Annotated in this window: 20 protein-coding genes, 1 tRNA gene and 1 pseudogene; 12 read left to right on the top strand and 10 right to left on the bottom strand. The window is 59.4% G+C overall.

Annotation, left to right across the window (positions count from 1 at the left end; genetic code table 11):
- The first annotated feature begins 155 nt into the window (after positions 1-155).
- Genes D8U73_RS06940 through D8U73_RS06950 form a run of 3 tightly spaced genes read left to right on the top strand, consistent with a single transcriptional unit; the run spans position 156 to position 3,721 of the window.
- Entirely contained in the window at positions 156-815 is a 660-nt protein-coding gene (locus D8U73_RS06940) for a paraquat-inducible protein A (protein ID WP_130904046.1), read from the top strand.
- Positions 802-1,425 (top strand): paraquat-inducible protein A, encoded by a 624-nt coding sequence (locus D8U73_RS06945; RefSeq protein ID WP_056853297.1) that lies wholly within the window; start codon positions 802-804, stop codon positions 1,423-1,425. The genes D8U73_RS06940 and D8U73_RS06945 overlap by 14 nt, the downstream gene beginning before the upstream one ends.
- A complete protein-coding gene (locus D8U73_RS06950) occupies positions 1,418-3,721 on the top strand; it encodes an MlaD family protein (RefSeq protein ID WP_130904047.1) in 2,304 nt (767 codons plus the stop codon). Before D8U73_RS06945 ends, D8U73_RS06950 begins: the two co-directional genes overlap by 8 nt.
- A gap of 69 nt (positions 3,722-3,790) precedes the next feature.
- On the opposite strand, the gene mksF is transcribed toward D8U73_RS06950, so the two are convergent.
- The 3 genes from mksF to mksB are packed head-to-tail and all read right to left on the bottom strand — an operon-like array spanning position 3,791 to position 8,599.
- Complete coding sequence (gene mksF, locus D8U73_RS06955; RefSeq protein WP_056853295.1) at positions 3,791-6,631, bottom strand: Mks condensin complex protein MksF; 2,841 nt, start codon at positions 6,629-6,631, stop codon at positions 3,791-3,793.
- Complete coding sequence (mksE, locus tag D8U73_RS06960) at positions 6,628-7,329, bottom strand: Mks condensin complex protein MksE (RefSeq protein ID WP_056853294.1); 702 nt, start codon at positions 7,327-7,329, stop codon at positions 6,628-6,630. Before mksE ends, mksF begins: the two co-directional genes overlap by 4 nt.
- Positions 7,319-8,599 (bottom strand): Mks condensin complex protein MksB, encoded by a 1,281-nt coding sequence (gene mksB / locus D8U73_RS06965; protein ID WP_056853293.1) that lies wholly within the window; start codon positions 8,597-8,599, stop codon positions 7,319-7,321. Before mksB ends, mksE begins: the two co-directional genes overlap by 11 nt.
- Positions 8,600-8,834: 235 nt before the next feature.
- Between mksB and D8U73_RS06970 the strand changes: the two genes are divergently transcribed.
- Positions 8,835-9,581: an energy transducer TonB gene (locus D8U73_RS06970; protein WP_130904055.1), complete on the top strand. Its 747-nt coding sequence runs from the start codon at positions 8,835-8,837 to the stop codon at positions 9,579-9,581.
- Positions 9,574-10,026, top strand: a complete 453-nt coding sequence (rimI, locus tag D8U73_RS06975; RefSeq protein ID WP_056853291.1) for a ribosomal protein S18-alanine N-acetyltransferase — start codon at positions 9,574-9,576, stop codon at positions 10,024-10,026. Before D8U73_RS06970 ends, rimI begins: the two co-directional genes overlap by 8 nt.
- A gap of 121 nt (positions 10,027-10,147) precedes the next feature.
- Here the strand turns inward: rimI and D8U73_RS06985 are convergent, their stop codons facing one another.
- Positions 10,148-10,552 (bottom strand): serine kinase/phosphatase, encoded by a 405-nt coding sequence (locus tag D8U73_RS06985; RefSeq protein ID WP_130904048.1) that lies wholly within the window; start codon positions 10,550-10,552, stop codon positions 10,148-10,150.
- Between the two features lie 168 nt (positions 10,553-10,720).
- Here D8U73_RS06985 and can point away from each other — a divergent pair, with 168 nt between their 5' ends.
- Positions 10,721-11,365, top strand: a complete 645-nt coding sequence (can, locus tag D8U73_RS06990; protein ID WP_056853289.1) for a carbonate dehydratase — start codon at positions 10,721-10,723, stop codon at positions 11,363-11,365.
- 77 nt (positions 11,366-11,442) lie between these two features.
- Here can and D8U73_RS06995 read toward each other — a convergent pair whose 3' ends face one another.
- The 3 genes from D8U73_RS06995 to D8U73_RS07005 form a co-directional block, all read right to left on the bottom strand.
- Positions 11,443-12,615: a hypothetical protein gene (locus D8U73_RS06995; protein ID WP_130904049.1), complete on the bottom strand. Its 1,173-nt coding sequence runs from the start codon at positions 12,613-12,615 to the stop codon at positions 11,443-11,445.
- A gap of 148 nt (positions 12,616-12,763) precedes the next feature.
- Positions 12,764-13,084 carry a hypothetical protein gene (locus tag D8U73_RS07000; protein ID WP_056853287.1) on the bottom strand — a complete coding sequence of 107 codons (321 nt, stop codon included), beginning with the start codon at positions 13,082-13,084 and terminating at the stop codon, positions 12,764-12,766.
- Positions 13,085-13,302: 218 nt separating this feature from the next.
- On the bottom strand, positions 13,303-14,721 hold the full coding sequence (locus D8U73_RS07005; RefSeq protein WP_056853286.1) for a TIGR00366 family protein: 1,419 nt from the start codon (positions 14,719-14,721) through the stop codon (positions 13,303-13,305).
- 200 nt (positions 14,722-14,921) lie between these two features.
- Between D8U73_RS07005 and D8U73_RS07010 the strand changes: the two genes are divergently transcribed.
- The 4 genes and pseudogenes from D8U73_RS07010 to ddlA all read left to right on the top strand — a co-directional run bounded on the left by D8U73_RS07010 (position 14,922) and on the right by ddlA (position 19,113).
- A complete protein-coding gene (locus D8U73_RS07010; RefSeq protein WP_130904050.1) occupies positions 14,922-16,235 on the top strand; it encodes an MFS transporter in 1,314 nt (437 codons plus the stop codon).
- Positions 16,236-16,362: 127 nt separating this feature from the next.
- A complete protein-coding gene (locus D8U73_RS07015; protein ID WP_056853284.1) occupies positions 16,363-17,679 on the top strand; it encodes a PAS domain-containing methyl-accepting chemotaxis protein in 1,317 nt (438 codons plus the stop codon).
- 137 nt (positions 17,680-17,816) lie between these two features.
- Positions 17,817-17,972 (top strand): annotated as a pseudogene (locus tag D8U73_RS07020) (flavin reductase); the annotation flags it as partial.
- Between the two features lie 46 nt (positions 17,973-18,018).
- Positions 18,019-19,113 (top strand): D-alanine--D-alanine ligase, encoded by a 1,095-nt coding sequence (gene ddlA, locus D8U73_RS07025; protein ID WP_130904051.1) that lies wholly within the window; start codon positions 18,019-18,021, stop codon positions 19,111-19,113.
- Between the two features lie 119 nt (positions 19,114-19,232).
- Here the strand turns inward: ddlA and ggt are convergent, their stop codons facing one another.
- A complete protein-coding gene (gene ggt / locus D8U73_RS07030; RefSeq protein WP_130904052.1) occupies positions 19,233-21,065 on the bottom strand; it encodes a gamma-glutamyltransferase in 1,833 nt (610 codons plus the stop codon).
- 166 nt (positions 21,066-21,231) lie between these two features.
- Between ggt and D8U73_RS07035 the strand changes: the two genes are divergently transcribed.
- The gene (locus tag D8U73_RS07035) at positions 21,232-22,341 is read left to right on the top strand and encodes a DUF2817 domain-containing protein (protein WP_130904053.1); all 1,110 of its coding nucleotides are present in this window, start codon (positions 21,232-21,234) and stop codon (positions 22,339-22,341) included.
- Positions 22,342-22,439: 98 nt separating this feature from the next.
- Here the strand turns inward: D8U73_RS07035 and D8U73_RS07040 are convergent.
- Positions 22,440-22,516: transfer RNA gene (locus tag D8U73_RS07040), tRNA-Met, on the bottom strand.
- A gap of 116 nt (positions 22,517-22,632) precedes the next feature.
- Positions 22,633-24,690, bottom strand: a complete 2,058-nt coding sequence (locus D8U73_RS07045; protein ID WP_130904054.1) for a methyl-accepting chemotaxis protein — start codon at positions 24,688-24,690, stop codon at positions 22,633-22,635.
- A gap of 332 nt (positions 24,691-25,022) precedes the next feature.
- On the opposite strand from D8U73_RS07045, the gene D8U73_RS07050 reads away from it, so the two are divergent.
- The gene (locus D8U73_RS07050) at positions 25,023-26,240 is read left to right on the top strand and encodes an MFS transporter (RefSeq protein ID WP_056853279.1); all 1,218 of its coding nucleotides are present in this window, start codon (positions 25,023-25,025) and stop codon (positions 26,238-26,240) included.
- The last annotated feature ends 67 nt before the right edge of the window (positions 26,241-26,307 follow it).

Raw genomic sequence — 26,307 nt, forward strand, 5'->3', positions numbered from 1 at the left:
TCGTCAAGATTAAATTCCGAAACCCCAATTGCGAAAGCAGTTGGGGTTTTGTTTTTGTGCGCAAGAAAAACGTGTCATGCGCGACACAAATTTGCACAGTTATTTTCCACCCAGGACACTAGAATAGGTCCAACTTTTTCAGATTCAGAGGGCTTATGCCAGAGCCGGTTGACACCCCAGGGCTGTCAGAATTACCACTAGAAAATCTGGTTGCGTGCCATGAGTGCGATTTGCTGATGCGCAAGCCCGAGCTCGCTCATGGCGAGAAAGCCCTGTGCCCGCGCTGTGGCTATGAACTCTATGCCCACCGTCACAACGTCGTGCAGCGAAGTCTTGCCCTGGTCATAGCGGCGCTGCTGTTGTACATCCCGGCGAACTTTTTACCCATCATGCAACTCAATCTACTCGGGCAATCGGCTCACGACACTGTCTGGAGTGGTGTGGTCGCGCTTTTTGACACAGGCATGCAAAGCGTTTCAGTGATCGTGTTTCTGTGCAGCATGGCCATTCCGCTGCTCAAGCTGCTGTGTCAACTGATCGTATTACTGAGCATCCGTTTCAATATCGGGCGCAGTTACGGCTTGCTGCTCTACCGCATTTATCACCACTTGCGCGACTGGGGAATGCTTGAGGTGTACCTCATGGGCGTATTGGTGGCGATCGTCAAACTGGCCGATATGGCAGCAATCACCGTAGGACTTGGTCTGGCGTGCTTTATTGGTTTGTTGCTGATTCAGGTCTGGTTGGAGGTCGTCATGTCACCTCACCAGATCTGGCAGGCTTTGTCAGGAGAAGATGCCCATGCGGGCGATTGATGCAGGCATTCTGATTTGTGCGGAATGTCATGAGTTGAACAGGCAGGAAGCTGATACCGATGAGCAAGTCTGTACACGCTGCGGAGCATTGGTTCACGCCCGCCGCCCGAATAGTCTGGTTCGGACCTGGGCCTTGCTGATTACGGCTGCCATTCTTTACATACCGGCCAATATGTTGCCGATCATGACCGTCAATTCCCTTGGCAAAGGTGCGCCCAGCACGATCATGGCCGGTGTGATCGAACTGGTTCACTACGGAATGTTCCCCATTGCGGCCGTGGTGTTTATCGCCAGTATCGTGGTCCCGACGTTCAAACTCGTGGGTATTGGCCTGCTGCTGTTTTCGGTGCAGCGCCGTCAACCCTTGTCGGCCCGTCAACGCATCTGGATGTACCGCTTTATTGAATTCATCGGGCGATGGTCGATGCTCGATATCTTTGTGATCGCCATCCTGGTGGCGGTCGTTAATTTTGGGCGGCTTGCCAGCATTGAAGCCAATCCTGGTGCGGTCGCTTTTGCCAGCGTGGTAATTCTGACGATGCTTGCCGCAGTAACTTTCGATCCCCGACTGATTTGGGATAACACGGAGTCGGACGACGACCATGACTGATTTGCCTGTAGCGAAAACCCGACCGGCCTCGAACTGGTCAGCCATTTGGGTGTTACCTCTGATCGCCCTGATTATTGGCGGCTGGCTCGGCTGGCGTGCCTATAACGAGAACGGCATCGAGATACAGGTGCGTTTCGAGAGCGGCGAAGGTATCCAGGCCAACAAGACCGAAGTGGTTTACAAGGGCATGTCGGTAGGTAAGGTGAAAACCCTCAAGCTCGATGATGAAGGGAGTTCCAAGGGCGTCATCGCCACCGTCGAAATGAACAAGGATGTCGAGCAATATCTTCGGACCAGCACGCGTTTCTGGTTGGTCAAACCGAGTGTGACGCTCGCTGGTATCACCGGCCTGGAAACGCTGGTTTCGGGTAACTATGTGGCGATCAGCCCCGGTGAAGGCGAGCCCACTCGCAAGTTCAAGGCACTGGCCGAAGAGCCGCCGCTTTCCGATGCTCAACCCGGCCTGCACCTTACGATCAAAGCCGATCGACTGGGCTCTTTGAACCGTGGCAGTCCGGTGTTCTACAAGCAGATCAAAGTGGGACAGATCAAGAGTTACGTGCTCTCCGAGGATCAGAGCACCGTTGAACTCAAGGTGTTTATAGAGCCGACTTACGCCAAGCTGGTGCGTAAACACACGCGTTTCTGGAACGCCAGCGGCATCAGCATCGATGCCAATCTGTCAGGCGTGAAGGTACGCAGCGAATCTCTGGCCAGTATCGTCGCTGGCGGTATTGCCTTTGCAACGCCGGAAAACCGCAAGGACAGTCCGCCTACTGATCCGAGCTTGCCGTTCCGTCTGTATGAGGATTTCGATGCAGCGGCAGCGGGTATCAAGGTCAAGGTCAAGCTCAGTGACTTCGAAGGCTTACAGGCTGGTCGTACGCCGGTCATGTACAAAGGTATTCAGGTCGGCACGCTCAAGGCGCTCAAGGTTGATCCGGATCTCTCCGCCGCCAGCGCCGAATTGACGCTGGACCCGCTGGCCGAGGATTACCTGGTCGACGGCACGCAGTTCTGGGTGGTCAAGCCGTCCATTTCGTTGGCCGGCATTACCGGCCTGGAGGCATTGGTCAAAGGTAATTACATTGCAGTGCGCCCCGGTGACAAAGGTGCAGCGCCGCAACGTGAGTTCGTCGCGCGGCCCAAGGCGCCGCCGCTGGATCTGCGCTCGCCGGGTCTGCACCTGGTGTTGTTCACCGAGAACCTTGGTTCGCTGGAAGTCGGCAGCCCGATTCTCTACAAACAGGTGAAAGTCGGGTCGGTACAGAGCTACCAGTTCTCGCGTAAAAGAAACCAGTTGGTGATCGGCGTCCACATCGAGAAGGAGTACGAAAACCTGGTCAACGCCTCGACGCGGTTCTGGAATGCCAGCGGTATCACGCTGACGGGCGGGTTGACCGGCGGTATTCAAGTCAAGAGTGAGTCGCTGCAAAGCCTGATGGCTGGCGGCATTGCCTTTGAAACACCGCAGGCCAATGCGCCATTGCAGAAACGGATTCCGCGGTTCCGCCTGTTCGCCAGCCATGAGGAAGCCAATCAGAAAGGCGCGGTGATCACGATCAAGGTCGATCGCGCCGATGGGTTGCGAGCAGGGACTCCCATTCGCTTCAAGGGTCTGGATGTCGGCAAGATCGAGAACGTTGACCTCAGTGATGATCTTCAATCGGTACTGCTGACGGCACGCATCACCGAAGTACCCGAGCGCATCGCGCGAGTTGGCAGCGAGTTCTGGGTGGTCAAGCCTGAGTTGGGGCTGATCAAGACATCCAACCTTGAAACGTTGGTGACTGGGCAATACATCGAAGTGCAGCCAGCCGCGAAGAACCTCGGCCCGCAGAAAAACTTTGTGGCTCTGTCCAGTCCACCCGAAACCGCCAAGGCTGAAGCCGGATTAAGCCTGGTACTGAGCGCTGCCCGCCGAGGTTCGTTGAAAGCCGGGGTGCCGGTGACCTATCGCGAAATCACCGTGGGTAAGGTGACGGGGTATGAGCTGGGCCAGACGGCGGACCGCGTGCTGATCCACATCCTGATCGAGCCTAAATATGCGCCGCTGGTGCGTAGCGGTACACGCTTCTGGAATACCAGCGGGTTTGATTTCGATGTCGGTCTTTTCAAAGGCGCGACGGTGCGTACCGAGTCGCTGGAAACCATGATTCAGGGCGGCGTTGCGTTTGCCACGCCGGATGGTGAGCGGATGGGCAGCGCCGTGCGGCCGGAACAGACGTTCCCGTTGTTCGACAAGTTCGAAGAGGAATGGCTGACCTGGGCACCGAAAATTTCCCTCGGCAAGTAAGCCGGCAAGAATGAAAAAGGCCGCGATCCATTGGATCGCGGCCTTTTTAATGCCTTCGACTAAACCGGATCAAACCGCATCCAGTTCCGGCTCATCCGCTGCAACGTTGAGCGTTGCCTTCACTTGATCGTGACGACGGATGTACTTCCAGTCCGCCTCGTCGATGTAGATGCCCGCCGGACCGCTGCCGCCTTCCAGGTCGATCGCGACACTGGCGCAAACCTGCGGTTTCACACTCGCGAGGATCGGCACGAAGCCCAGTTGCAGGCTGGTTTCCAGCAATGCAGCCTGGTTCTTCTCATCGATGTCCGCGGCTTCGTCGAGGTAGTACGGCAAGCGCACACGCCCGGCCAGGTCGCGGTCCATCAAGTGCAGCAACAAGTACATGTTGGTCAGCGCCTTGATGGTCATGGTGGTGCCGTTGGAGGCCGCGCCATCGATGTCGGTGTGGATCACCGGTTGACCGTTGACCTTGGTGATCTCGAACGCCAGTTCGAACAAGTCCTTGAGGCCGAGCTGGTTGTGGTTGGCCGCCACCAGTCGAGCCAGATATTCCTTGGCCTCTTCGTTCTTGTTGTCCTGTTCCGCGCTTTGGCTGAGGTCGAACACCGACAGGGTTTCGCCTTCTTCGTACTGACCGGCGCTGTGGATGATCTGGTCGATGTGCTTGAGCGCTTCCTTGTTGGGAGCGAGCACGATGCGGAAGCTCTGCAGGTTGGACACCTGACGCTTGTTGATCTCGCGGTTGAACAGCGCCAGTTGATGCTCGAGGCTGTCGTAGTCGCTGCGGATGTTGCGCAAGGTGCGGGCGATGTCAGTTACGGCGGCACGACGGGCCTTGCCCAGGGTCAGGGCTTCATCGGTACGGTGCGCGTAGGCGTTGATCAGCAGTGACAGGCGACGCTCCATGTCGTCTTCGCTGTCGAACTTGGCCACGCCCTTGAGGCGGACCTGCGCGTACAGCGCTTCGATCTGGCCATCAGCGCGCAACAGGCCTTGCCAGCTGTCCTGATAGTCATTGAGCAGTGGCAGCAGGTTGTCCATGGAGTCGTCGATCGGGTCCATGAACGGCGTGCCGAAGGGCAAGTCCGCCGGCAGCAACTGGCGGCGGCGCAATGCGTCGTCGAGGGTGCGTTGCTTGGCTTCCATGTCGCCGATCTGGCGGCCGACCAGTTGCAGCTTGGCCGACAGTTGCTGGACGCGCTCGGTGAACGCATCGCTGGAGCGCTTCAGCTCGTCCTGCGCCGCTTCCATTTGCGCGAGTTGTTCCAGTTTGTCGCCTTCTTCAGCGCTCAAGGTCTGGGCGCGACGGAAATCTTCCAGGGCTTTCTGCGCGTCCAGCACTTGCTGGTACAGCGCTTCGGTCTGGGTCTTGCTCGCGGCGCGGTCGGCAGCCACGGCTTGCTGGGTTTTCAGTTGCTTGAGTTCTTTGTCCAGACGCTCTTTCTGATCGCGCAGCGCTGCACGGTCGGCCAGCGCCTGCAAGGCTGGCGGCTCGATGTGCGAGATGTCGATGGACAGGCCCGGCACTTCGAAGCGCTCGCCTTTGAAACCGTCGAGGATCAGTTCCACGGATTTCACCCAGTCGCCGTTCTCGTCGAGGGTGATGCCGTGCTCGCCCAATGGCAGGCTGAACAATGCGCTGTTGAACAGGCGCATCAGGCGCTCGACGTCCTGCTGCGAGAACTCTTCGCGCAGGCGCGCATAACTGTTGTTGTCGGCATGGTCGAGTTGCTGCTTGACCGACTTCAGGCGTTTTTCCAGCTCCCGCAGGCGCTCTTCCAGATCTTCGGCGCTGAACTGGCGCGACTGAGCCAGAGCACCGGCCAGTTCATCGTGAGCGTCTTTGGCCGCGAGCAATTGCTGCTCCAGCACTTTGACGTCATCGACCAGGGCAAAGCGGTGCTTGAGCACCGCCAGTTCGCCGAGCCAGCGCTGGATGCCGGTGATTTCCCGCTCCAGACGCATCAATTCCTGGGTGCCGCCACGCTGATCGTTTTGCAGGGCGTCCTGCTCGTTGCGGTAATGCTCGGCCTGAATGGTCAGCTCTTCCTTGCGCGCACTGGCGTAGTCCGACCAGGTGCCCAGCAGGGAATCGAGCAGTGGCGAAATCCGGTGCAGCTTGCCGCGCAGGATGTCGCGCTGCTTCACGCCATTGGCCAACGCTTCGACGAGTGGGCCGGCGGCGACCAGCGAGTTGTAGTCCTGCTCCATCCGTCGTACATCGCGGAAGGCTTCTTCGCACGCGGCAATGTAATCGACGCTACCGGAACGCAGGCTGTGCTCGAACGCATCGAGGAACAATTGCTTGAGCTTGGCCGCGGTAATTTCACGCATGTGCAGCAGGTTGATGAACAACGCGCGGAACGTCTTCAGGCTCTGTTCGCTGGTGGAGCGCAGCGGAATCAGTGTCAGGTCCAGCGGAATCGATGTGTGACCACCGACCAGCAGACGACGCAGTTCATCAGGCTTGAGTTCATAGGCTTTCAGGCCTTCGCGCTCGAGGTTGGTGAACAGTTCTTTCTGACGCAGGCAGGTGTCGTTTTTCTGGTAATGAGCCAGATCGAGCTTACCGGCGTAGGCGAAGAACTGGTGACCGAAACCACCGCCCGGGCCGCGCCCGACCACGCCGATCACGTGTGGGCCGTGGGGCAGGTTCACTTCCACCAGAATGTAACTGGTGTCCGAGGCGAAGTAGAAACGCCGGGATTGTTCCAGGCTGTACTTGCCGAAACTCATGTCCGACATGCGCGCCAGAATCGGGAACTGCAAGGCGTTGATCGAAGCGGATTTACCGAGGTTGTTCGCGCCGTAGACCGACAACGGTTCTTCCAGCGGAAACAGGCCGAGGCTGTAGCCGGCGGTGTTCAGAAGGGCAAAGCGGCGGATGCCGTAACGTTCCTTGCTCATGCGTCGAGCTCCTGTTCTTCGGCAATGGCGCGGGCCAGGGCGTCTTCTTCGCTTTCACTTTCGAATTCGCTCAGGTCCAGCGGGTCGTCGGTCTGCAGCAGTTTTTCGTCGCTGTCTTCGTCGATCAGCACCGGCACGGGCAGTGGCAAGACGCTGTGCAGGCTGGCGGCCAGGTCTCGGTCTTGCTGGACCGACAGGCAGACGTCGAGGAAGCGGTGCATCGGCGGCAGAAAGCGGTAAACGCCGTTTTCTTCGCTGGCGAAACCGAGTTGGGTCATGCGGCGCATGATCTTTTCTTCGAGTTCGTCCTGGGTCTGCACTTCGGCCTGAATGAACAGGTCGCGGTACTTTTCCAGCAACGATGGCAGTTCGTCGCGACCGAGGCTCCCACCGTCGAGCACGGCGATCGGATCGCGCCCCTGATCGGCCAGATGCTCGACGAGGATGAAGGTGAACAGCGCCAGGCGCTGGGCCGTCTTGTTTACCGCGGCAGCGGCGAGGTCCGGTACGAAATAGTAGAAACCACGGGTGTCGCAGACCAGTTCAAAACCCAGTGCCTTGAAGAGTGTGCGGTACTGGTCCTGAAAGTTCGACAGCTGAGCGTACAGCTCCGGATCGCGGCGGCTGACATGGTAACCCTTGAACAGCTCGCGGAAGATCGGCGCCAGTTGGGACAGTTCGGATAGATCAAGATGCATAAGGGGTGCTCGCAGAATCCTCGGTAGCGTCAGGGCCGGCCGAGAGCAGGGCGAAGGAGCGCAGGCTGACCTGGTGCTCATGTGTGAAGTAGTCGCGACGTTCCAGGCGTTCGCGCTTGAAGCGTTTTTCCCTCGACAGGCGCGAGAACCAGTACAGCAATTCGTCGGTGGCGCCGTCCGGTTCCTGTTCCAGCAGCCAGGTCATCAGATCCGGCATCGGCAAGGCGTCCTCGCAGCGCTCGAGCATTTCCCGGACCGTGCGTGGCGCACGCGGGGCATCGCCGCCCTTGTGGGTTTTGTGCGCCTTGGGAAAGCGCGCCGGTTTCGGTTCGAAACGGGCCAAAGCGTACACGTAGGCCTCGACCTGACTGGCGCTGCCGAGAAAGGTGCTTTGCGGGCGGGTGAACATCGGCATGGCCGCTTGCGGTACGGCGTCGATGCCTTTGCGGCGGATCATCGACAGCGCCAGCGCGGCGCCACGGGTCACCGCGTTATGTCGACGTGCTTCTTCGCGCAGCGGCAGCAGCAGTTCGCGGGCGTGACGCAGGGTCAATTGGGCGCTGGTCTGCATTTCGAGGATGCGCGCGTGGGTGCGCAGCAGCATGTCGTCATCGACCAGGTGGCCGAGCCGCTGCTGTTCGCTGAGCATCTTCAGCAGGACGGTCTCGACCTTGCGCACGCCTTGTTCGAAGGCGCCGTCGGCGTTCACCAGATCGATCATCGGTTCGACGTATTCGTCCCAGGTCGCCAGCACTTCAGCGTAACGCTGGCGCAGCGGAATCTGTCGGTCGCTGGTTTTCGCCCGTTCGGCGACAGCCACCAGTGCCTGTTCGTCGTTATCGAGCTTTTTCAGTACGTCACGGACGCGCATGTCGAGCAGACGCAACTGACGGGCGAGGTCATTGCCGTCACGGATATCGAATGCATCCTGGATGTAACCGGCCAGACGCTCGAGGTGGCGCAGATAGGCTTCGATCTCCAGGCAAAGGCCCAGACGGTGTTCACGGCGCAGATAGGCGAGGAAGTCGTGAATCTGCGCGTTTAGTTCGAAACGGTTCGGGCTTTTCGCCACGGGAACCAGAATATCGAGGCGAATCCACACATCCAGCAGGCTGGTGATGTCCTGCGGCGTACTGTCGAGTTGCTGGGCGGCCAACTGTGAACGCAATTCGTTGAGGCTCAGTGTGCCTTGGTCGAAGTGCTCGCACAGTGGCTCCAGAAGTGCCCAGTGTTCAGCGAGGGCGCGCAAGACGCGCTTGGGTTCGATCATCGGAATGGCCGGCTGTTGGCGATTAAAAGCCGCGATTGTACTGCATTGGGCGCGATGCGATTCACTCTCGGGACAGGCTGTCGCCTTTTTTCACTGGTGCAAAGACTATCGGTGCAGTCTGTCGATCAACTGCGGGCGATCTTGGGCGAAGGGCGGTAGAATCCCTCAACTTTAGTTATCCACAAGTGGCCGACCTTTGCTTATCGAGTCCCGCCGTCGCGCTTATTTGAACGCCATGCAGGTGGTCAACTGGCTGCCGCGCACCGAATTACCCTTTGCCGCCCCGTCGCGGCCCGAACTGCTGGAAATGCCCGAGCCGATGGTCGTCGCGCCTCTGGCACCGGCTGCCGTGGCTGAAGTGCCCGTGGCACCAGTGGTCAAACCGGCTGAACGGGTCAAGGTCGAGGTGCCACGGCCATCGCTTGCGAGCACGCGTACCGGTGCCGTAGCGGTGGAAGAGGCTGTAGAAGCGCCGCTCGTGGTCAAGGCACCGATTGTGCCGCCACCGCGCTTCGCCTTGCAGTTGCTGCGCGCCGGGCGTTGCCTGCTGCTGGTCGAGTTACCCACAGGCGAGGCGTTTCAGGCCCGCGACCCCGCTTATCTGCTGCTCAAGGACATGCTGCGCGCCGCCGGTCTGCCGGACAGCCCGCAGATTGTCGGTGAGCCAGTACGCTGGCCATTACTGGTGCGCGGCACGATGGATCAAGGTCCGGAAGCTGCGCGCGATTTTGTTCAGGGTTTTCTCTCGGCCCGGCTGGAAGATGCACCGTGCGTCTGTGTGTGGCTGATCGGCCTGCCCGCGGTGCGTTTCGCCGGTGAGGCGGATGCCGAGTCCTTCAACCGGGAACTGCAGATCGAAGGCCTGGGCTGCGCCTGGGCGGTGCCGGGCCTGGAATTATTAATGGAAGAGCCACAGCGTAAGGCTGATGTCTGGCAAGCCATGCGTCGGCTGATGGCGCGTTGGAAAGAATCGAATGAGTGACGCGGTATCGTTCCGCCCGATGATCGAGGCGGACCTGGAATCTGTTCTGAAGATTGAATACGCGGCCTACAGCCATCCCTGGACCCGCGGAATTTTTCTCGACGGGCTGGGCAAGTACCAGATCTGGCTGATGTTTGAAGGTCAGCAGCAGGTCGGCCACGGTGTGGTGCAGATCATCCTCGACGAGGCGCACCTGCTGAACATCACCGTCAAACCGGAAAATCAGGGCCGTGGCCTGGGTTTGACGTTGCTGGAGCATCTGATGTCGATTGCCTACAAGGCTGACGCTCGAGAATGTTTTCTGGAGGTGCGCGACAGCAATACCGCCGCGTTCAAATTGTACGAACGCTATGGCTTCAACGAAATCGGCCGTCGGCGGGATTACTACCCGGCGGTGGGCGGGCGTGAAGATGCAGTGGTGATGGCCTGTACGCTGGTGGACTGAATCACCATTGTGGCGAGGGAGCTTGCTCGCGCCGGGCCGCAAGGCGCTCCCTTGTGAGGCGGGCGGGCATCTGGCGACTGCTGCGCAGCCGAACGGAAGCAAGCTCCCTCGCCACAAAAAATCAGCGCTTGCGGTCCAGTGGATCGCGCTGCGCCATCTCCGCTTCATCCAGCCCGTCGCCACCGCCAATGTCGTCTTCATCGACGATGCTCAAGTCCCAATCAGCCTGATTGCCGTTGCCGGCTTCATTGGCATCCCTGGCACCGTCTTCGCGGATCAAGGTTTCCGGGCTCATATCGTCGTCAGTGGGTTCGTGGTCGCCCGTCGAGGCGCCAGTCATGCCGGCTTCGCGCACGCGCTGGCGTGGCATCAGTTGCTCGCGCTCCTTGTCCGGCAACTCGTCGCCGATTTTTGCGCTGGGTTCGTCATCATCGAAGTCCAGTTCGTTCATCGAACCCATGCGATCTTCGTTGTCATCGATGGGCTCTGGTTGCACTGCATCGTAAGGACGGCGTGATTCAGTCATGGTAATTCCTCATACTGTGGGCCTTACTAGGGTGGACCCATTGGGTTACCGAGAATTCCACCGGCATGGAGCCCTGCAGCAGGTAACTGGAGAACAACTGCATTTTGCGCGTGACCCCGACGGACGGTTGTCAGTCAAAACTGCGCACCATTCTTGAGGCTTCAAAGCATGAACGAATTACAAGATCTGATTGATAACAACGAGCGCTGGGCTGACGCGATCACTAAAAAGGATCCTGACTTCTTCGCCAAGCTGGCTCGCCAACAGACTCCCGAGTTCCTGTGGATCGGCTGTTCCGACGCACGGGTGCCGGCCAACGAAATCGTCGGCATGCTGCCGGGCGATCTATTCGTCCACCGCAATGTGGCCAACGTGGTGCTGCACACCGACCTCAACTGTCTGTCGGTGATTCAGTACGCGGTCGATGTACTCAAGGTCAAACACATCCTGGTGACCGGCCACTATGGCTGCGGTGGCGTGCGCGCCTCGATGCAGGACCGTCAGTTCGGCCTGATCGACGGCTGGCTGCGCTCGATTCGTGATCTGTACTACGAAAAGCGTGAAGAACTGGCTGCGTTGGCGACTGAGGAAGAGCGGGTCGACCGTCTCTGCGAGCTGAACGTGATCCAGCAAGTGGCCAACGTCGGGCACACCAGCATTGTGCAAAATGCCTGGCATCGCGGGCAGAGCCTGTCGATTCACGGTTGCATCTATGGGATCAAGGACGGCCGCTGGAAAAGCCTGAACACCACCATCAGTGGTTTCGAGCAGCTGCCGCCGCAGTACCGCCTGCGCCCGTTCGAACCGCTGTAAACCGATCAGCGGCGGCGTTGCCGACGCCAGTGTGGCAAACATCTGGTCGTCGGCGCCGCCCGTGCGCTGACTTCCACTTACAGCGCTGGCGCGGGGATTGCCGTTGCCGGTGCTGGCGCCTTGAGTTGTTTGAGCTGGGCCTGGATCGTTGCCGACGCGCATTTGGCCACGGCTTGTTGAGGCGTCAGGTTGCGAATCGAGGTGTAGAACAGCTCACAGGTTTTATCTTTCTGGGCCACTTGCCACATTTGTGTGCAGCTTTTCAGCTCGACATCAGCATTGGTGTCCGACTCACGGCCCATAGTCGCTTGCCAACACGAAGTACTCAGATCCTGGCCCATGACTTTGAGCCCCGCCGCATCGGCCTTGGCCTTGGCATCGGTGCCCGTGTAATTCGCCGGGTCCGCGGCGTACCAAATGTAGCTCGGGTGATTAGCGCCTAGAACGGGGACTTTCACTCCATCGTTCGGGCTGATGTAGACCAGGCTCAACACATTCACCGTCGGACCGTATTGCTCCTTGACCCAGTTTCGCACCGGTGTGCCGAAGGCGACCATTGGCAGGGGCTCGCCGCTGGCGTTCAGGCTGATCTGTTTGACCATCGTGGCCTGGTAATCCTTGAAGTAGCCATAGACCCCCTCAAGGTCCTTGCCGGCGTTGGACGGTGCGGCAATCGGGGCGATATCGATGATTGTCTGGTAACCCGGCGTTTGTTCGGCAGGAACGCCGTTGACTGTCAGCAGCGTCGCCCAGCGATCAGTGGTGGCAGACCGCAGGTAATCCTGAGCCTGGGTCAGCGAATAGTCCGGCGGAAAGTGCAGTAGCTCGACGCTTCTGCGGTTTTCCAGCGCCATGCCCAGCGGCAGGAACAGATACCAGTTATACGCCCACTTGCCGTCGGCATTCAGTTTGCTGGCGCCGTTGTAGGCCAGGTCACCCGCGTCAAGCAGCGCGGCCAGGGGCTTTTCATAACGTTTGGGTACGCCAGTGATTTCGGCGTAAAGCTGAGCGTTGTCTGTTTTGACCAACACCTTCGCATCGCTGTAGCCATCGCGTTGCACGCTTTGAGTCAGATAGTGCTCGACGGTTTGCTCAAGCGTCCAGTTGCGAAAGCAGATCACGTTGCAGTTGTTGGGGTAGGCGAATAGGCGGGTAACGCGTTCGGTACTGCCCAGCTTCAGGTTGATATCGGCATGGGCTGTGGCACTCAAGGTGAGGGCTGCAAGAGTGAGGCTTGCGAGTTTCATCATGCTCAGATCCTTTTCAGCGTGGTCCCGTTACGGATACACGCATACTGGAGCAACGCATTGCCTCAGAAAAGTAGGCCTCGAGCATTTTTTCGAAGAAATACAGTTCAGCCCGCAACTTGTATTTGCGGGCTGGTTCCGGATCAGCCAATCACAGAAGGCGCAGCGCCAATTGGCTGCCGGCGCGCAGGTATTCGACTTGTGCGACGACCGCGTCCTTGACGATCGCCTCTCCGGTGTCGGTCAGTGCGGCTTTTTTTGCATCGATAACGGCGGTTTGCAATAGCTGCATGGCGACATCCATTGCTTTCTGAAAGGCCGTCACATTGTTGTGCTGGCCAAACTCGCGAATGACCGCGTCCATACGGCGATCTGCATCGTCTCGCAGTGTCCTGTACTCAACTACCGAGACGTTGCCATCCTGGTAGATTTCATTGATCAACGCTTCCAGTGTTTTGGATATTGGTGTCATCGCTTCTTCCTTGAGTTTTGGGGTTTGATTCTCCGAGACAGGTTAATTCAACACTGCTGGCAGCAAGAGTCAGGACTTGCGCCTGTAATGAGTGTGATATCGCCACAGCTTTTGTAGGAAGGCGGCTTTCAGTCTGTCGGGTTCGTTCGACTCACTAATCGACAGGCTTTCTGCCTGATCCCCGCGTGCTCATGCGGGACCAGGCAGAAAAAAGCTTTTTACGGCATCACCGGCGGCGTATACGCCAGTGTCGTGCCCAGCGCCCAGAGCAGTAACAGAACGAGTGGTGTGTGCACCAGCAATTGCACGAAGGAGAAACCGATCAGATCCCGCGCCTTCAACCCGAGTACACCCAGCAACGGCAGCATGTAGAACGGGTTGATCAGGTTCGGCAGGGCTTCGGCGGCGTTGTAGATCTGCACCGCCCAGCCCAGGTGGTAGTTGAGGTCGTTGGCCACTTGCATCACGTACGGCGCTTCAATGATCCACTTGCCGCCGCCGGATGGAATGAAGAAGCCGAGAATCGCCGAATACACACCCATCAGCAGCGCATAAGTGTCATGGGACGCGATGCTGACGAAGAAGGTCGAGATGTGATGGGCCAGTGTCTGCGCATCGGCACCCTTGACCGTGGTCATCAGCGCGGCAATCGAACCGTACAGCGGGAACTGGATCAGCACGCCAGTGGTGGTCGGAACCGCACGGGACACGGCGTCGAGGAAGCTGCGCGGGCGCCAGTGCAGCAATGCACCGAGCATGATGAACAGGAAGTTGTAGGTGTTCAGCCCGGAAATCGCACTGATCGCCGGTTTGGTCGAGAACTCATGGAACAGCCATCCAGCGGCCAGGAGCACCAGCAAAATGGTCAGCAATGGGCTGTGCTCCAGCCATTCGCCAGGACGCGTGCGTGGTTGCAGCGGTGGCAAATTGAAACTCGGGTCGACGCCGCAGGCCTCGGCGTCGCGAGCGGTGTTCGGACCCGGCGCGGTGGCGTAGGCAATGATCAGCGAAATAACGATCAGCGCCAGCAGCATCACGCCTGACTGCCACAGGAAGATGGTCTGGGTGAACGGAATCACTCCGGTGATCGACAGAATCGACGGTGGCAGGCTCGCCGGGTTGGCCTGCAATTGTGCTGCGGACGACGACAGGCCCAAGGCCCACACCGCGCCAAGCCCCAGATACGCGGCGGCACCTGCAGCGCGATAGTCCATTTTCAGATCGGTGCGACGGGCGAGGGCGCGTACCAGCAAACCGCCAAAAACCAGCGACAACCCCCAGTTCAACAGCGACGCGACCATAGAGATCAGCGCCACCCATGCCACCGCGGAGCGGCCGTTTTTCGGCAACTTCGCCAGGCGGTCGATCAACTTCACGGCCGGTGGCGAGCTGGCGACCACATAACCGCCGATCACCACGAAAGCCATCTGCATGGTGAACGGGATCAGACTCCAGAAACCGTCACCGAAGGCCATGGCGGCGTCCGTAGGTTTGGCACCCATGGCCATGGTGGCCACCGCCACGATAATCACCGCCAGGGCGGCAAACACCCAGGAGTCGGGGAACCAGCGTTCGGCAAAACTTGAACAGCGCAGGGCGAAGCGGGCGGAGCGGGTATCTTCGATATCAGCGGCCACGGGAATACCTCGAATTTTTATGTTTGTAGTGGTCTTCAGGGCGTCAGACGCCCGTCTGGACAGACCTCAACATTAATTCAACCACTGTTTTTTTGCGGCGCTGTTTTGTGGCTATGGGACTTTGGTCTAACGGGTTGTCCGCTGGCGCGTTTGCGTAGACCATGGGCGCCTTGATTTATGCCTGTGCCAGAGTTCTTTTCATGACTGCCAACACTGATTCACGCCCGGCGCCGTTCAGCCGCTCGGACTACAAGACCCTGGGGCTTGCAGCGCTCGGCGGGGCGCTGGAAATCTACGACTTCATCATTTTCGTATTTTTCGCGCTGACGTTGAGTCAGCTGTTCTTTCCACCGGAAATGCCTGAGTGGCTGCGCCTGCTGCAAAGTTTCGGCATCTTTGTCACCGGTTATCTGGCGCGGCCGCTGGGTGGCATCCTGATGGCGCATTTTGCCGACCGGTTGGGACGCAAGAAGGTCTTCAGCCTGAGCATCCTGATGATGGCGCTGCCGTGCCTGCTGATCGGGATCATGCCGACCTATGCGCAAATCGGTTACTTCGCACCACTGCTGCTGTTGGCCCTGCGGGTTCTCCAGGGCGCGGCGGTGGGCGGTGAGGTGCCGAGCGCGTGGGTGTTTGTCGCCGAGCACGCGCCGGTCGGCCATCGCGGCTATGCCTTGGGTTTTTTGCAGGCGGGGCTGACCTTTGGCTATCTGCTTGGCGCTTTGACGGCGACGTTCCTCGCGCAGGCGTTTACGCCGGCAGAGATCCTCGACTTCGCCTGGCGTTACCCATTCCTGCTGGGTGGCGCATTCGGCGTGATCGGTGTCTGGTTGCGTCGCTGGCTCAGCGAAACCCCGGTGTTCATGGCTATGCAGACTCGGCGCGAAGAGACTGTCGAGCTGCCGTTGCGGGCGGTCCTGCGTGAACATCGGCTGGCCATGCTGCCGGCGATGATCCTCACCTGCGTGCTGACTTCGGCAGTGGTGGTGTTCGTGGTCATCACCCCGACCATGATGCAGAAAACCTTCGGCATGACCGCCAGTCATACGTTCGCCTTGAGCGCATTGGGCATCGTCTTTCTGAACATCGGATGCGTGCTTGCCGGTTGGCTGGTCGACCGCATTGGCGCCTGGCGTACGGTGATGTTGTACAGCCTGCTGCTGCCGCTGGGCATCGGCGTGCTCTATGGCTGCCTGATCAGCGGTGGTGATTGGATCGGTCTGGCCTACGCCGTGGCGGGGCTCGGGTGCGGGGTGGTCGGCGCGGTGCCCTCGGTCATGGTCAGCCTGTTTCCAGCGCGGGTTCGTGTCTCGGGCATTTCCTTTACCTACAACATTGCCTACGCCGCCTGGGCAAGTATTACCCCATTGTTGTTGATCGGTCTGATGCCGTGGAGCCCATGGATCTGCGTGATTTTCTGTGCAGTGATGGGCGCGGTGGGGGTGGGCAGCGCAGCGTACTTCGGTGCGCGTATGCCCGGCGTTGGACATTGTCCGGCGCCCGGCACTGCCTGACTGACAAGCTTGCCCACGTGTGGCAACTATTTTTGTAGGACAAAACTCAAACGCTCTTCAGAAAAGACCTGCAAGGCCGATGGCTAGGCTGCATATCGCTTTCTATCCAGTCCATCGGTGCATCCCCATGTTCAATAAACGCTTGAAGCAGGAGCTGTCGGCTCTTCGTGAAGAACTCTCCAGCCTTCAGCAAGTGAAGGAAAGTCTGGAAAGCGAGATGCTGGTGCTGACCCTTGATACGGATGGCCGGGTGCAGTCGGTCAATCAGAATTTCCTGAGCGAGATGCACTACAAAAGCAACGAGCTGATCGGCCGGCACATCGACGACATCGCCCCGGAGCATGTGAAGAACGACGAATTCCAACGGCGTTTCAATAACGCCCTGACCCGCGGCGAACACTTTGCCGGCACCGTGCGTTTGTTGCGTGGAAACGGGCAGGAAGCGTGGCTGCGTTCGATCTTTCAGCCGGTTCGCTCGGCTGACGGTCGGATCAGGCACTTTTCGATTTTCTCCAGCGACCTGACCCGCACCATCGAGGCCTCCCGCGAACATGAAAACCTGATCGGCGCGCTGGTGCGCTCGACGGCGGTGATCGAGTTCGACCTCAATGGCAACGTATTGACCGCCAATGACCGGTTTCTCTCGGGCATGGGTTACAGCCTGGCGCAGATCAAAGGTAAACATCACCGTACTTTTTGCCTGCCGGACGAGTACAACAGCGCCGAATACCAGAACTTCTGGCGCCGCTTGAATGCAGGTGAGTACGTCACAGGTCGTTTCAAGCGTATCGACAGCCATGGTCGTACAGTCTGGCTGGAAGCGTCCTACAACCCAGTGATCGATGCCAACAACAAGCTCTACAAGGTGGTGAAGTTCGCCACGGTCATCACCGATCAGGTCAATCAGGAGCAAGCGGTCGCCGAAGCGGCGAACATCGCTTACAGCACGTCGCAGCAAACCGACCAGAGTGCACAACGCGGCACGGCCGTGGTGACGCAAGCGGTGGATGTGATGCGCGACCTCGCCAAACACATGCAAACCGCTGGCGATGGCATCGAAGCCCTGAACGAGCAGTCGCTGGTGATAGGCACAATCGTCAAAACCATCAGCGGTATTGCCGAACAGACCAACCTGCTGGCGCTCAACGCCGCTATCGAAGCCGCCCGCGCCGGTGAGCAGGGACGAGGGTTTGCTGTGGTGGCAGACGAAGTCCGGCAATTGGCTTCGCGCACCAGCCAGGCCACCGATGAAATCGTGTTGGTGGTGCGTCAGAACCAGGACATGGCGCGCAACGCTGTGGCGCTGATGACCGATAGCAAACTGCAGGCCGAACAGGGGCTGGCGCTGGCAGCGGAAGCGGGGACGGTGATTGTCGAGATCCAGGACGGCGCGCAGAAGGTGGTCAATGCAGTGGGGCAGTTTGCCAATCAGCTGTCGTCATAAGATCTGCGCGATGTGACGTACGTGAAAAGATCGCTTCGGCGATCTTTTCATTTCCGGGATTTTACCTCGCTACAATCGGCTCTTTCCCCAGCAGCAGACATCCATGAACGCTTCCCACCGCTGTCCGGCCCCTTTGGGCTGAAGTGATTGCCGCCCAGGCCGACGAGCGTGTGTTCAGTGACGGCCGTTGGCACTTTGAAGGCCACGATGCGTTGCGCACCTTGCGCCACGTCGCCGGTGGGCACTTTTTGACGATTGGCGAGCCAGTGGACGGCAAGCTTTTGCAGTCGTAAGGTGCGGCAACGCGAGTCGTAAGCACATTCACTTCGAGACCAGGCAATGAGCAAACTGCGTGTAGGGATTATTTTTGGTGGTCGTTCGGCCGAGCATGAAGTGTCGCTGCAATCGGCGAAGAATATCGTCGATGCCTTGGACCGTTCGCGCTTCGAACCGGTGCTCATCGGCATCGACAAACAAGGGCATTGGCATCTCAACGACCCTTCGAATTTTCTGCTGAACCAGGAAAATCCGGCGCTGATTGCCCTCAATCAGTCCAACCGGGAGCTGGCGGTGGTGCCCGGCAAAGCCAGCCAGCAGTTGGTGGAAACCTCCAATCAGGAACTACTGGGGCATGTCGACGTGATCTTTCCGATCGTCCACGGCACGCTCGGTGAAGACGGTTGCCTGCAAGGCCTGCTGCGCATGGCTGATTTGCCGTTTGTGGGTTCCGATGTACTCGGTTCGGCGGTGTGCATGGACAAGGACATCAGCAAGCGCCTGCTGCGTGATGCGGGCCTGGCGGTCACACCGTTCGTGACCCTGACCCGCACGACTGCCGCCCGCAGCGGTTTCGCGCAAGTATCGACAAAGCTGGGTCTGCCGCTGTTCGTCAAACCGGCGAACCAGGGGTCTTCCGTAGGCGTGAGCAAAGTGACCAGCGAAGCCGAGTATGTGGCGGCAGTCGAGCTGGCGCTCGGCTTCGACGACAAGGTGCTGGTCGAGTCGGCTGTCAGCGGTCGTGAAATCGAATGCGCGGTGCTTGGCAACGAACAGGCAATCGCCAGCGGTTGTGGCGAGATCGTGGTGCGCGACGGGTTTTATTCCTACGACAGCAAATACATCGACGACACGGCCGCGCAAGTGGTGGTCCCGGCCGATATCAGCGTCGAGGCCAGCGAGCGCATTCGGGCCATGGCGGTCGAGGCTTTTCATGTGCTCGGATGTTCCGGGCTGGCGCGGGTCGATGTATTCCTGACCGACAGCGAAGAAGTGCTGATCAACGAAATCAACTCGCTGCCCGGTTTCACCCGTATCAGCATGTACCCGAAACTCTGGCAAGCCGCGGGCATGACCTACAAAGAACTGGTTACGCGGCTGATTGAACTGGCGATGGAAAAGCATCAGGCGCGACGGGCGTTGAAAATCAGTCGTTGAAAGCGCCTGGACTACAACGTCACCCGCACATCATTTTGGCTATGCCGGCCTGATGTCTGAATACTCTTGGAAAGGGCTTACCACCCGGTAAGCCCTCTTCCATTGCCACATCGTCGCATTTAATCCCCCAACGCTTCACCCTCGCGCCGAGGGTCTGCGCCGCCGGCCAATGATGCTTTGCCTTGCGCATCCTTGACCCGAACCACGGCCTGAGTGCCGCTGGTCATGTCGATCTCGTTCACGTTGTGGCCTTTGTCCTTCAGCGTCTGGATCAGCATGGGGCTGAATTGTCCGCGTTCAAGTTCGGTCGGGCCGTTGCGGCTGCCGAAGTTGGGCAGGTTGATTGCTGTTTGCGGGTCGAGGTTCCAATCGAGCAGGCCGATAGTGGATTTGGCGACGTATTCGATGATCTGCGAGCCACCGGGGGAGCCGATGCTGGCGAGGAATTCGCCGTTCTGACGATCGAAGATCAACGTCGGGGCCATGGAGGAGCGGGGGCGTTTGCCCGGTTCGACGCGGTTGGCGACCTTCTGCCCATTTTCCTCGGGGATGAATGAGAAGTCGGTCATTTCGTTATTGAGCAGAAAGCCCTGAACCATCACATGCGAGCCGAATGCCGATTCGATGGTGGTGGTCATCGAGACCGCGCCGCCCTGATCATCGACGGCGACGATTTGCGAGGTGGAAATGCGCAAAGGCGAACGGTCCGGCGCATAGGCGACCTGAATGCCCGGCGGTGTGCCCGGTTTGGCGGTGCCCATGCTGCGATCGCCGATCATGGCGGCTCGGCTGGCCAGGTAAGCCGGGTCGATCAGGCCTTTGACAGGCACCGGCACATAATCTGTGTCGGCCACGTATTGCGCGCGGTCGGCATAGGCCAGGCGCTCGGCTTCCGAGATCAGGTGCACGGCTTCAGGGGACGGTTCGATGCCGGCAGGGGCGCTGGTTTTCAACGGTTTCATCGCAGCGAGTGCGAAGCGCTGATCGCGAGCCTCCAGGGCTTGCAACGTGCCGAGGATCTGCGCCACGGCAATTCCGCCCGATGACGGCGGCGGCATGCCGCACACCTGCCAGCGTTTGTAATCGCTACACAGGGGCGCGCGCTCCTTGGCGTTGTAGTTGGCCAGATCGACCAGTGACAGGCTGCCGGGATTGGCATGACTTTGGACCTTGGCCACGATTTCCTGCGCGACAGCGCCTTTGTACAACGCGTCCGGTCCTTCCTTGGCGATACGTTGGAACAACGCTGCCAACGGCGGATTTTTAAGCAGGGTGCCACTGGCTTTCGGGCTGCCGTCGGCATTGCGAAAGTAAGCCATCATCTCGGGGGAGCGAGCCATGGACGAGTCCGAGGCGATCAGCCCGTGCAGCCGTGGCGAGATGGCAAAACCTTGCTCGGCCAATTCGATCGCCGGTTCGAACAGTTGCGCCCATGGCAGGCGACCGTGTTTGCGATGGGCCAGTTCAAGCGCACGCAACACGCCCGGCGTGCCAACCGAGCGGCCGCCAATCTGTGCCTGGGTGAAGGGCATGGGTTGGCCATCGGCCTGCAGGAAAAGCTTCTCGGTGGCGCCAGCCGGTGCGGTTTCGCGGCCGTCGTAGGTGCGCACGGTTTTACCATCCCACAACACAATCAAGGCGCCGCCGCCGATGCCTGACGATTGCGGTTCGACCAGCGTCAATACCGCTTGCATCGCAATCGCGGCATCGATGGCCGAACCACCGCGACGCAGCATCTCGCGCCCGGCTTCGGCGGCCAGCGGATTGGCGGCGGCTGCCATGTGTTTCGAGGCGTGGCGGGTCTGTAGATCGGTGCGATAACCGGAAGCGCTTTCCGGTGCGAGCGGCAGTGTCGGTACCGATGCGTTGTTGCAGGCGCCGAGGGCTATCGCGGCGGTGATCAGCGCAATGGCGGACACTCGATGGCGGTTCAAGCGCAAAACTGAGAACACGTGGGGCACTCCATCCGTGAGATAAACGTTCCGGCGACTTTATCTACCGTCTTGCGGTGACGCAAACCGGCTCTCGCTGCAAAGATTGCATTGTGCTTCATCATCGGGCGGATTTTCTGTAGGGTCATTGCCAACAGGCAGGTCAGAAAACCAACTAGAGGCAGACATGCAGACCGAGTTTCCAACGCAGCCAAGTTACCGAGCTCAGCGCGAACAGTTTCTGGCAGCGGCCAGCGCGGCGGGTGCGACGCTGAGCGAGTACGCTCATCCGCTCAGAGGGCCGTTCGGTGAACCGCTGGCGACTGACGTGGCGGTGCTGGGGGATCCAGGTGCCAAGCGATTGTTGATCGCGTTGAGCGGCACCCATGGCGTGGAAGGCTTTTACGGTTCGAGTTGCCAGATCAAGTGGCTGCAGGAACTTGGCAAGCGCTCATTGCCGGCGGATGTGGCTGTGGTGATGATCCATGTAATCAACCCTTGGGGCATGGCGTGGCTGCGGCGGGTCAACGAAGACAATATCGACCTGAACCGCAATCACCTGAACTTCCAGCGCCCACTGCCGGACAACCAGGCTTACAACGCGCTGCATGACATCTATGCCTGCACGCAGTTGCGAGGCCTCGAGCGGGAGCGGGCCGATGCGTTGCTTGATGAACAGGTTGAGCGACACGGCTGGCCAGCGGTGATGTCGATCGTCGAAGGTGGACAGCATGCTCACCCCGATGGCCTGTTTTATGGCGGGCTGGTGCCGAGTTGGTCGAATCGCACGTTGCACCGGATCATGCAAAAGCACATGAGCCATGCCGAGGTTGTCATGTGTTTCGATCTGCACACCGGCGCCGGTGAGTACGGGCATCCGATGTTATTGACCATAACCGAGTCTGCCTATCCGGCGCTGGCGGATGCGCAGGCGATCTATGGGCCGTGGCTCTACAGTTTGCAAACCGGCGCCGACACCTTGAGCGAAACCGGTGTGGCCGCGACGGCCACCGGCTATACCTCGCAGGCATTGCTCGATGCGCTGCCACAGGTGCGGTTGATGCCGTTTGTCATTGAGTGCGGGACGTATCCGGGCCCGGACGTGCATCGCCATCTGCGTGATGATCATTGGCTGCATCTGCATGGCAACCCAGGTGATGCGACAGGGCGCGAGATCAAGCTGAATCTGCTGGAGCAGTTTTATCCTGCCGACAACGATTGGCAGGCGATGGTCTGGTTGCGGACCTGGCAGATCTGGGAGCGAGCGCTGTCTGCATTGCCGACGGTTCGAACCTGATCGACGAGCGCAGCGGTTGAGGATCTCCTGTCACCGCGGCGCAGTTTTCTCGAGGCATAAAAAAACGGCCTACCTTGCGGTAAGCCGTTTTTAGTACTTGGTGGCTACACAGGGACTTGAACCCCGGACCCCAGCATTATGAATGCTATGCTCTAACCAACTGAGCTATGTAGCCAAGTGGCGCGCATTATTCACCGGTAACGGGGATGCGTCAAGCACAAATCTAAAATATTTCTCTACGCTTTCAACCGCTTATCCTCCTGAGCCGAAAAAAACACTCGGGGGAGGGCATCAATTGAGCTGAAACCTGCCTGTATTGGCACTCAATGCCTTGCTGCCATGGCTCAATGTGTCGGCTGCGTGGTTTACCGCACGGGCACCTTCGAGTAAACGCACCGCGGCCTGATCGACCTGTTGGATGTTGCCGCTGACCTCGTCGGCGGTGCTGGCCTGTTCCTCCACGGCTGTCGCAATCTGCGCCAGGGTATCAGTGACGCCCTGTACTGCACTGGCAATTTCCCCCAGGCGCTCGCCCAGGCCCGTGACGGCCAGGGCGTCGGATTGCGCCTGGCCACACGCCGCTTCCATCAGGCTGACTGCTTCGTTCACCGTGCTGCGCAAACTGTCGACCGTACCGGCGATCTGCGCGGTCGAGGTCTGCGTGCGTTGTGACAGGCTGCGCACTTCGTCGGCCACCACTGCAAAACCACGGCCCTGCTCGCCGGCACGGGCGGCCTCAATGGCGGCGTTGAGCGCCAACAGGTTGGTCTGCTCGGCGACGCCGCGAATGGTGTCGACCACCAACTGGATCTGCTGCCCTTGTTCACTGACCCGACCCAGCGCCGCAGCGGTGTCGTTCAGACGCTGATTGAGCGCCTGAATACTTGCCGTCGTACGCAGGCTGTCCCGACTGCTGTCGGCAGCAATGCGCTGAGTCTGCTGAGCGCTGCCAGAAGCCTGCTCGCAACTGTGGGCCACCCCTTGAGAGGTCGCGGCCAATTGCGTGGCCGCAGCGGCTATCTGACTGATCTGCAACTGTTGGGCTTCGACCTCGCCCAGCGCATCGCTGGAATGGTGGTTGAGGGTTTGCACGGCGTTGCTCAATTGCAGGGTTTCGTGATCCACACCGAGCAAACTGGTGCGCAACTGCACCACGGCAACATTCAGCGCGGTGCTGATGGCCGCCAATTCGTCCCGACCTTGAACCGGCGCTTGCAGGCTCAGGTTGCCGTCGCGCAGGGCTTCGGCGAGCAGGGTGATACCGCTGGCGCTACGGCGGATCGACGCCTGCAAACAAATGAACAGGTACAAAGCCGCCAGCAAGAGGCAGCCAAACACGCTCGCCACCACGATGAACTGACGGATCGCCGAGTCGTGGTAGTAATCAAGACGCTGGTCCAGCGATTCCAGCGATTGCTGGCGCAACGCCGCGAGGTTGGCGAGCAGGGCGTCCAGGCTGCGCTCAAAGTCTTCGGGCTTGAGGTTGATGCTGCCGCCGAACACGCCGTCATCGAGGACTTTCAACCCTGAATCGAGGTGCTTGAGGCTGTCATGGTACTGATCGGCCCAGGTTTGCAGGGCGCTGGGCAAGCGGGCCTCGAGCAGTCCCGCCGTTTTTGCCAGTTGCTCCCTGGCATCTCCAATGCGGCTGCGCAGATCACGTAATTGCAGGCGACTTTGCAAGGTGAACTGCCCAGACACCACGGATGCCTGGCCCACGGCGGCCAGGCGACCGACGCGTTCGATCAGGTCCGGTGCGTGCTGGGTGGAAATCTGTGTCAGCAGGTACGTTTCCAGCCAGGGTGCGAGTGTCAGGCGATTGTCCATGGCGATTTGCTCGCGCAACGCTTGCAGCGCACTCAAGGCGTTGGTGAAGCGATCGTAACCGTCCGGCCACCAACCGACGCTGCTGAGGCTTTTCGAGTCGAGGCCGTTGAGAGCCGACTGCAGGGTTTGAAAACGCGTCAAGGTTTCATCCTTGGCCTGGTCTTTTTGCAGCGTTGCACCAAGGTCAGAAGCGGCCTGAGTGACGGCGGGCTGGACCGCGTCGAAGGCTGCCATGGCGGCCAGCGTTGCAGGCGTCGGTTGGCGATTGGTTTCCGTTGCGCGCCACCGGGCTGCACGATCACGTTGGGCGGAAAGCAGGTTGTCCAGCGCATCAAGGGCGAGAAGTTGACGAACCCCGGCACGTTCTCCTGAGATCAAATTCAGTTTGTCGCGATAATCCTGGCCGATCATCCACAGGCTGCCGGCCAATGGCAGGATGAACAGCAGAAACAACAGCTGGAACTTGCGCGCAAACCCGAAACGCCCCAGCAGCCCGATCCCCGGTGATAAAAAAGCCTGCATGCCCCGTGACTCCTTTGAACACCGCGCACCATTGGCGTGCGTCGTGACTCGTAAGACCACGACCGGTGCCCCTTAAAAGGCCTCGAAAGTTCACCATTGCCAGCTCTGTAGGCCGACTCTGTGGCGAAACTTCCCATTCTCGGCCCTCTTTGTAAGAGGGCCGCGTTGAAGCGGAACAGGAAGGCAAGATTCAGACCATGGCACAGCGCTATCACCTCTTTAGCGATGAAAAATTGAAGTAGTTAGCAGGCTAAGGGGATGGCGCTCCTGCACCGAAAAATGGCACATTGACGCAACTGTTCGTGTGCACCCTTCGTTGTCTGGAAACCCCCATGGCTATCAGCAATGCCCAGACCGGTTCCGTGCCGGCCTCCGCTCCTTCGCAAAGCAGTCCTCTGGTCATGCGCATCATCGGCGCAGTGGCGCTGGCGCACTTGATCAATGACCTGATTCAGTCGGTACTGCCGTCGATTTACCCGATGCTCAAGGCTAACTATGGCCTGACATTTACCCAGGTCGGGTTGATCACCCTGACGTTCCAACTGACGGCTTCGCTGTTGCAGCCGTGGGTCGGGTATCACACCGACCGCCATCCCAAGCCGTGGCTGTTGCCAGCGGGCACCGTGTGCACGTTGGTGGGGATTGTGATGATGTCGGTGGTCGGCAGCTTCCCGATGATCCTGCTGGCGGCGGCGCTGATCGGCATTGGCTCCTCGACCTTCCACCCGGAAGCTTCTCGTGTGGCACGACTGGCCTCGGGCGGACGCTTCGGGCTGGCGCAGTCGACTTTTCAAGTGGGCGGCAATGCGGGTTCGGCGTTCGGTCCGTTGCTGGCGGCGGCGATCATCATTCCCTACGGTCAGGGCAACGTGGCCTGGTTCGGGTTGTTCGCGGTATTTGCGTTGTTCGTGCTGTACCGGATCAGCCGCTGGTACGCCAATCACCTGAACCTGTTCAAGCTCAAGCAAGGCCAGGCTGCAACCCACGGGCTGTCCAAGGGGCGGGTGATCAGTGCGCTGGTGGTTCTCGGTTTGCTGGTGTTCTCCAAGTACTTTTATATGTCCAGCCTCACCAGTTATTTCACCTTCTACCTGATCGAAAAATTCGACCTTTCAGTGGCCAGCTCGCAGTTGCATCTGTTCCTGTTTCTCGGCGCGGTTGCAGCGGGGACGTTTTTCGGTGGGCCGATCGGTGACAAGATCGGGCGTAAGGCCGTGATCTGGTTCTCGATCCTTGGCGTGGCGCCGTTCACGTTGTTGCTGCCGCATGTCGACCTGTTCTGGACCAGTGTGCTCAGCGTGGTCATCGGCTTCATCCTGGCTTCGGCGTTCTCGGCCATCGTGGTGTATGCCCAGGAACTGGTGCCGGGCAATGTCGGAATGATTGCCGGGGTGTTCTTCGGTTTGATGTTCGGTTTCGGCGGGATCGGCGCGGCGTTGCTGGGGCATTTGGCAGATATTCACGGCATCGAGTACGTGTACTTCCTGTGTTCGTTCCTGCCGTTGCTGGGTGTGTTGGCGATTTTCTTGCCTCGCACCAAAAAGGCCTGATCCCATGCCTATCCTGTAGATACTCTGTTCACGGTCAAGCTTTCGCGAGATGTTTTTCGCTAAAAAG

The sequence above is a fragment of the Pseudomonas sp. Sample_22 genome (assembly GCF_004307635.1).
GTDB lineage: Bacteria > Pseudomonadota > Gammaproteobacteria > Pseudomonadales > Pseudomonadaceae > Aquipseudomonas.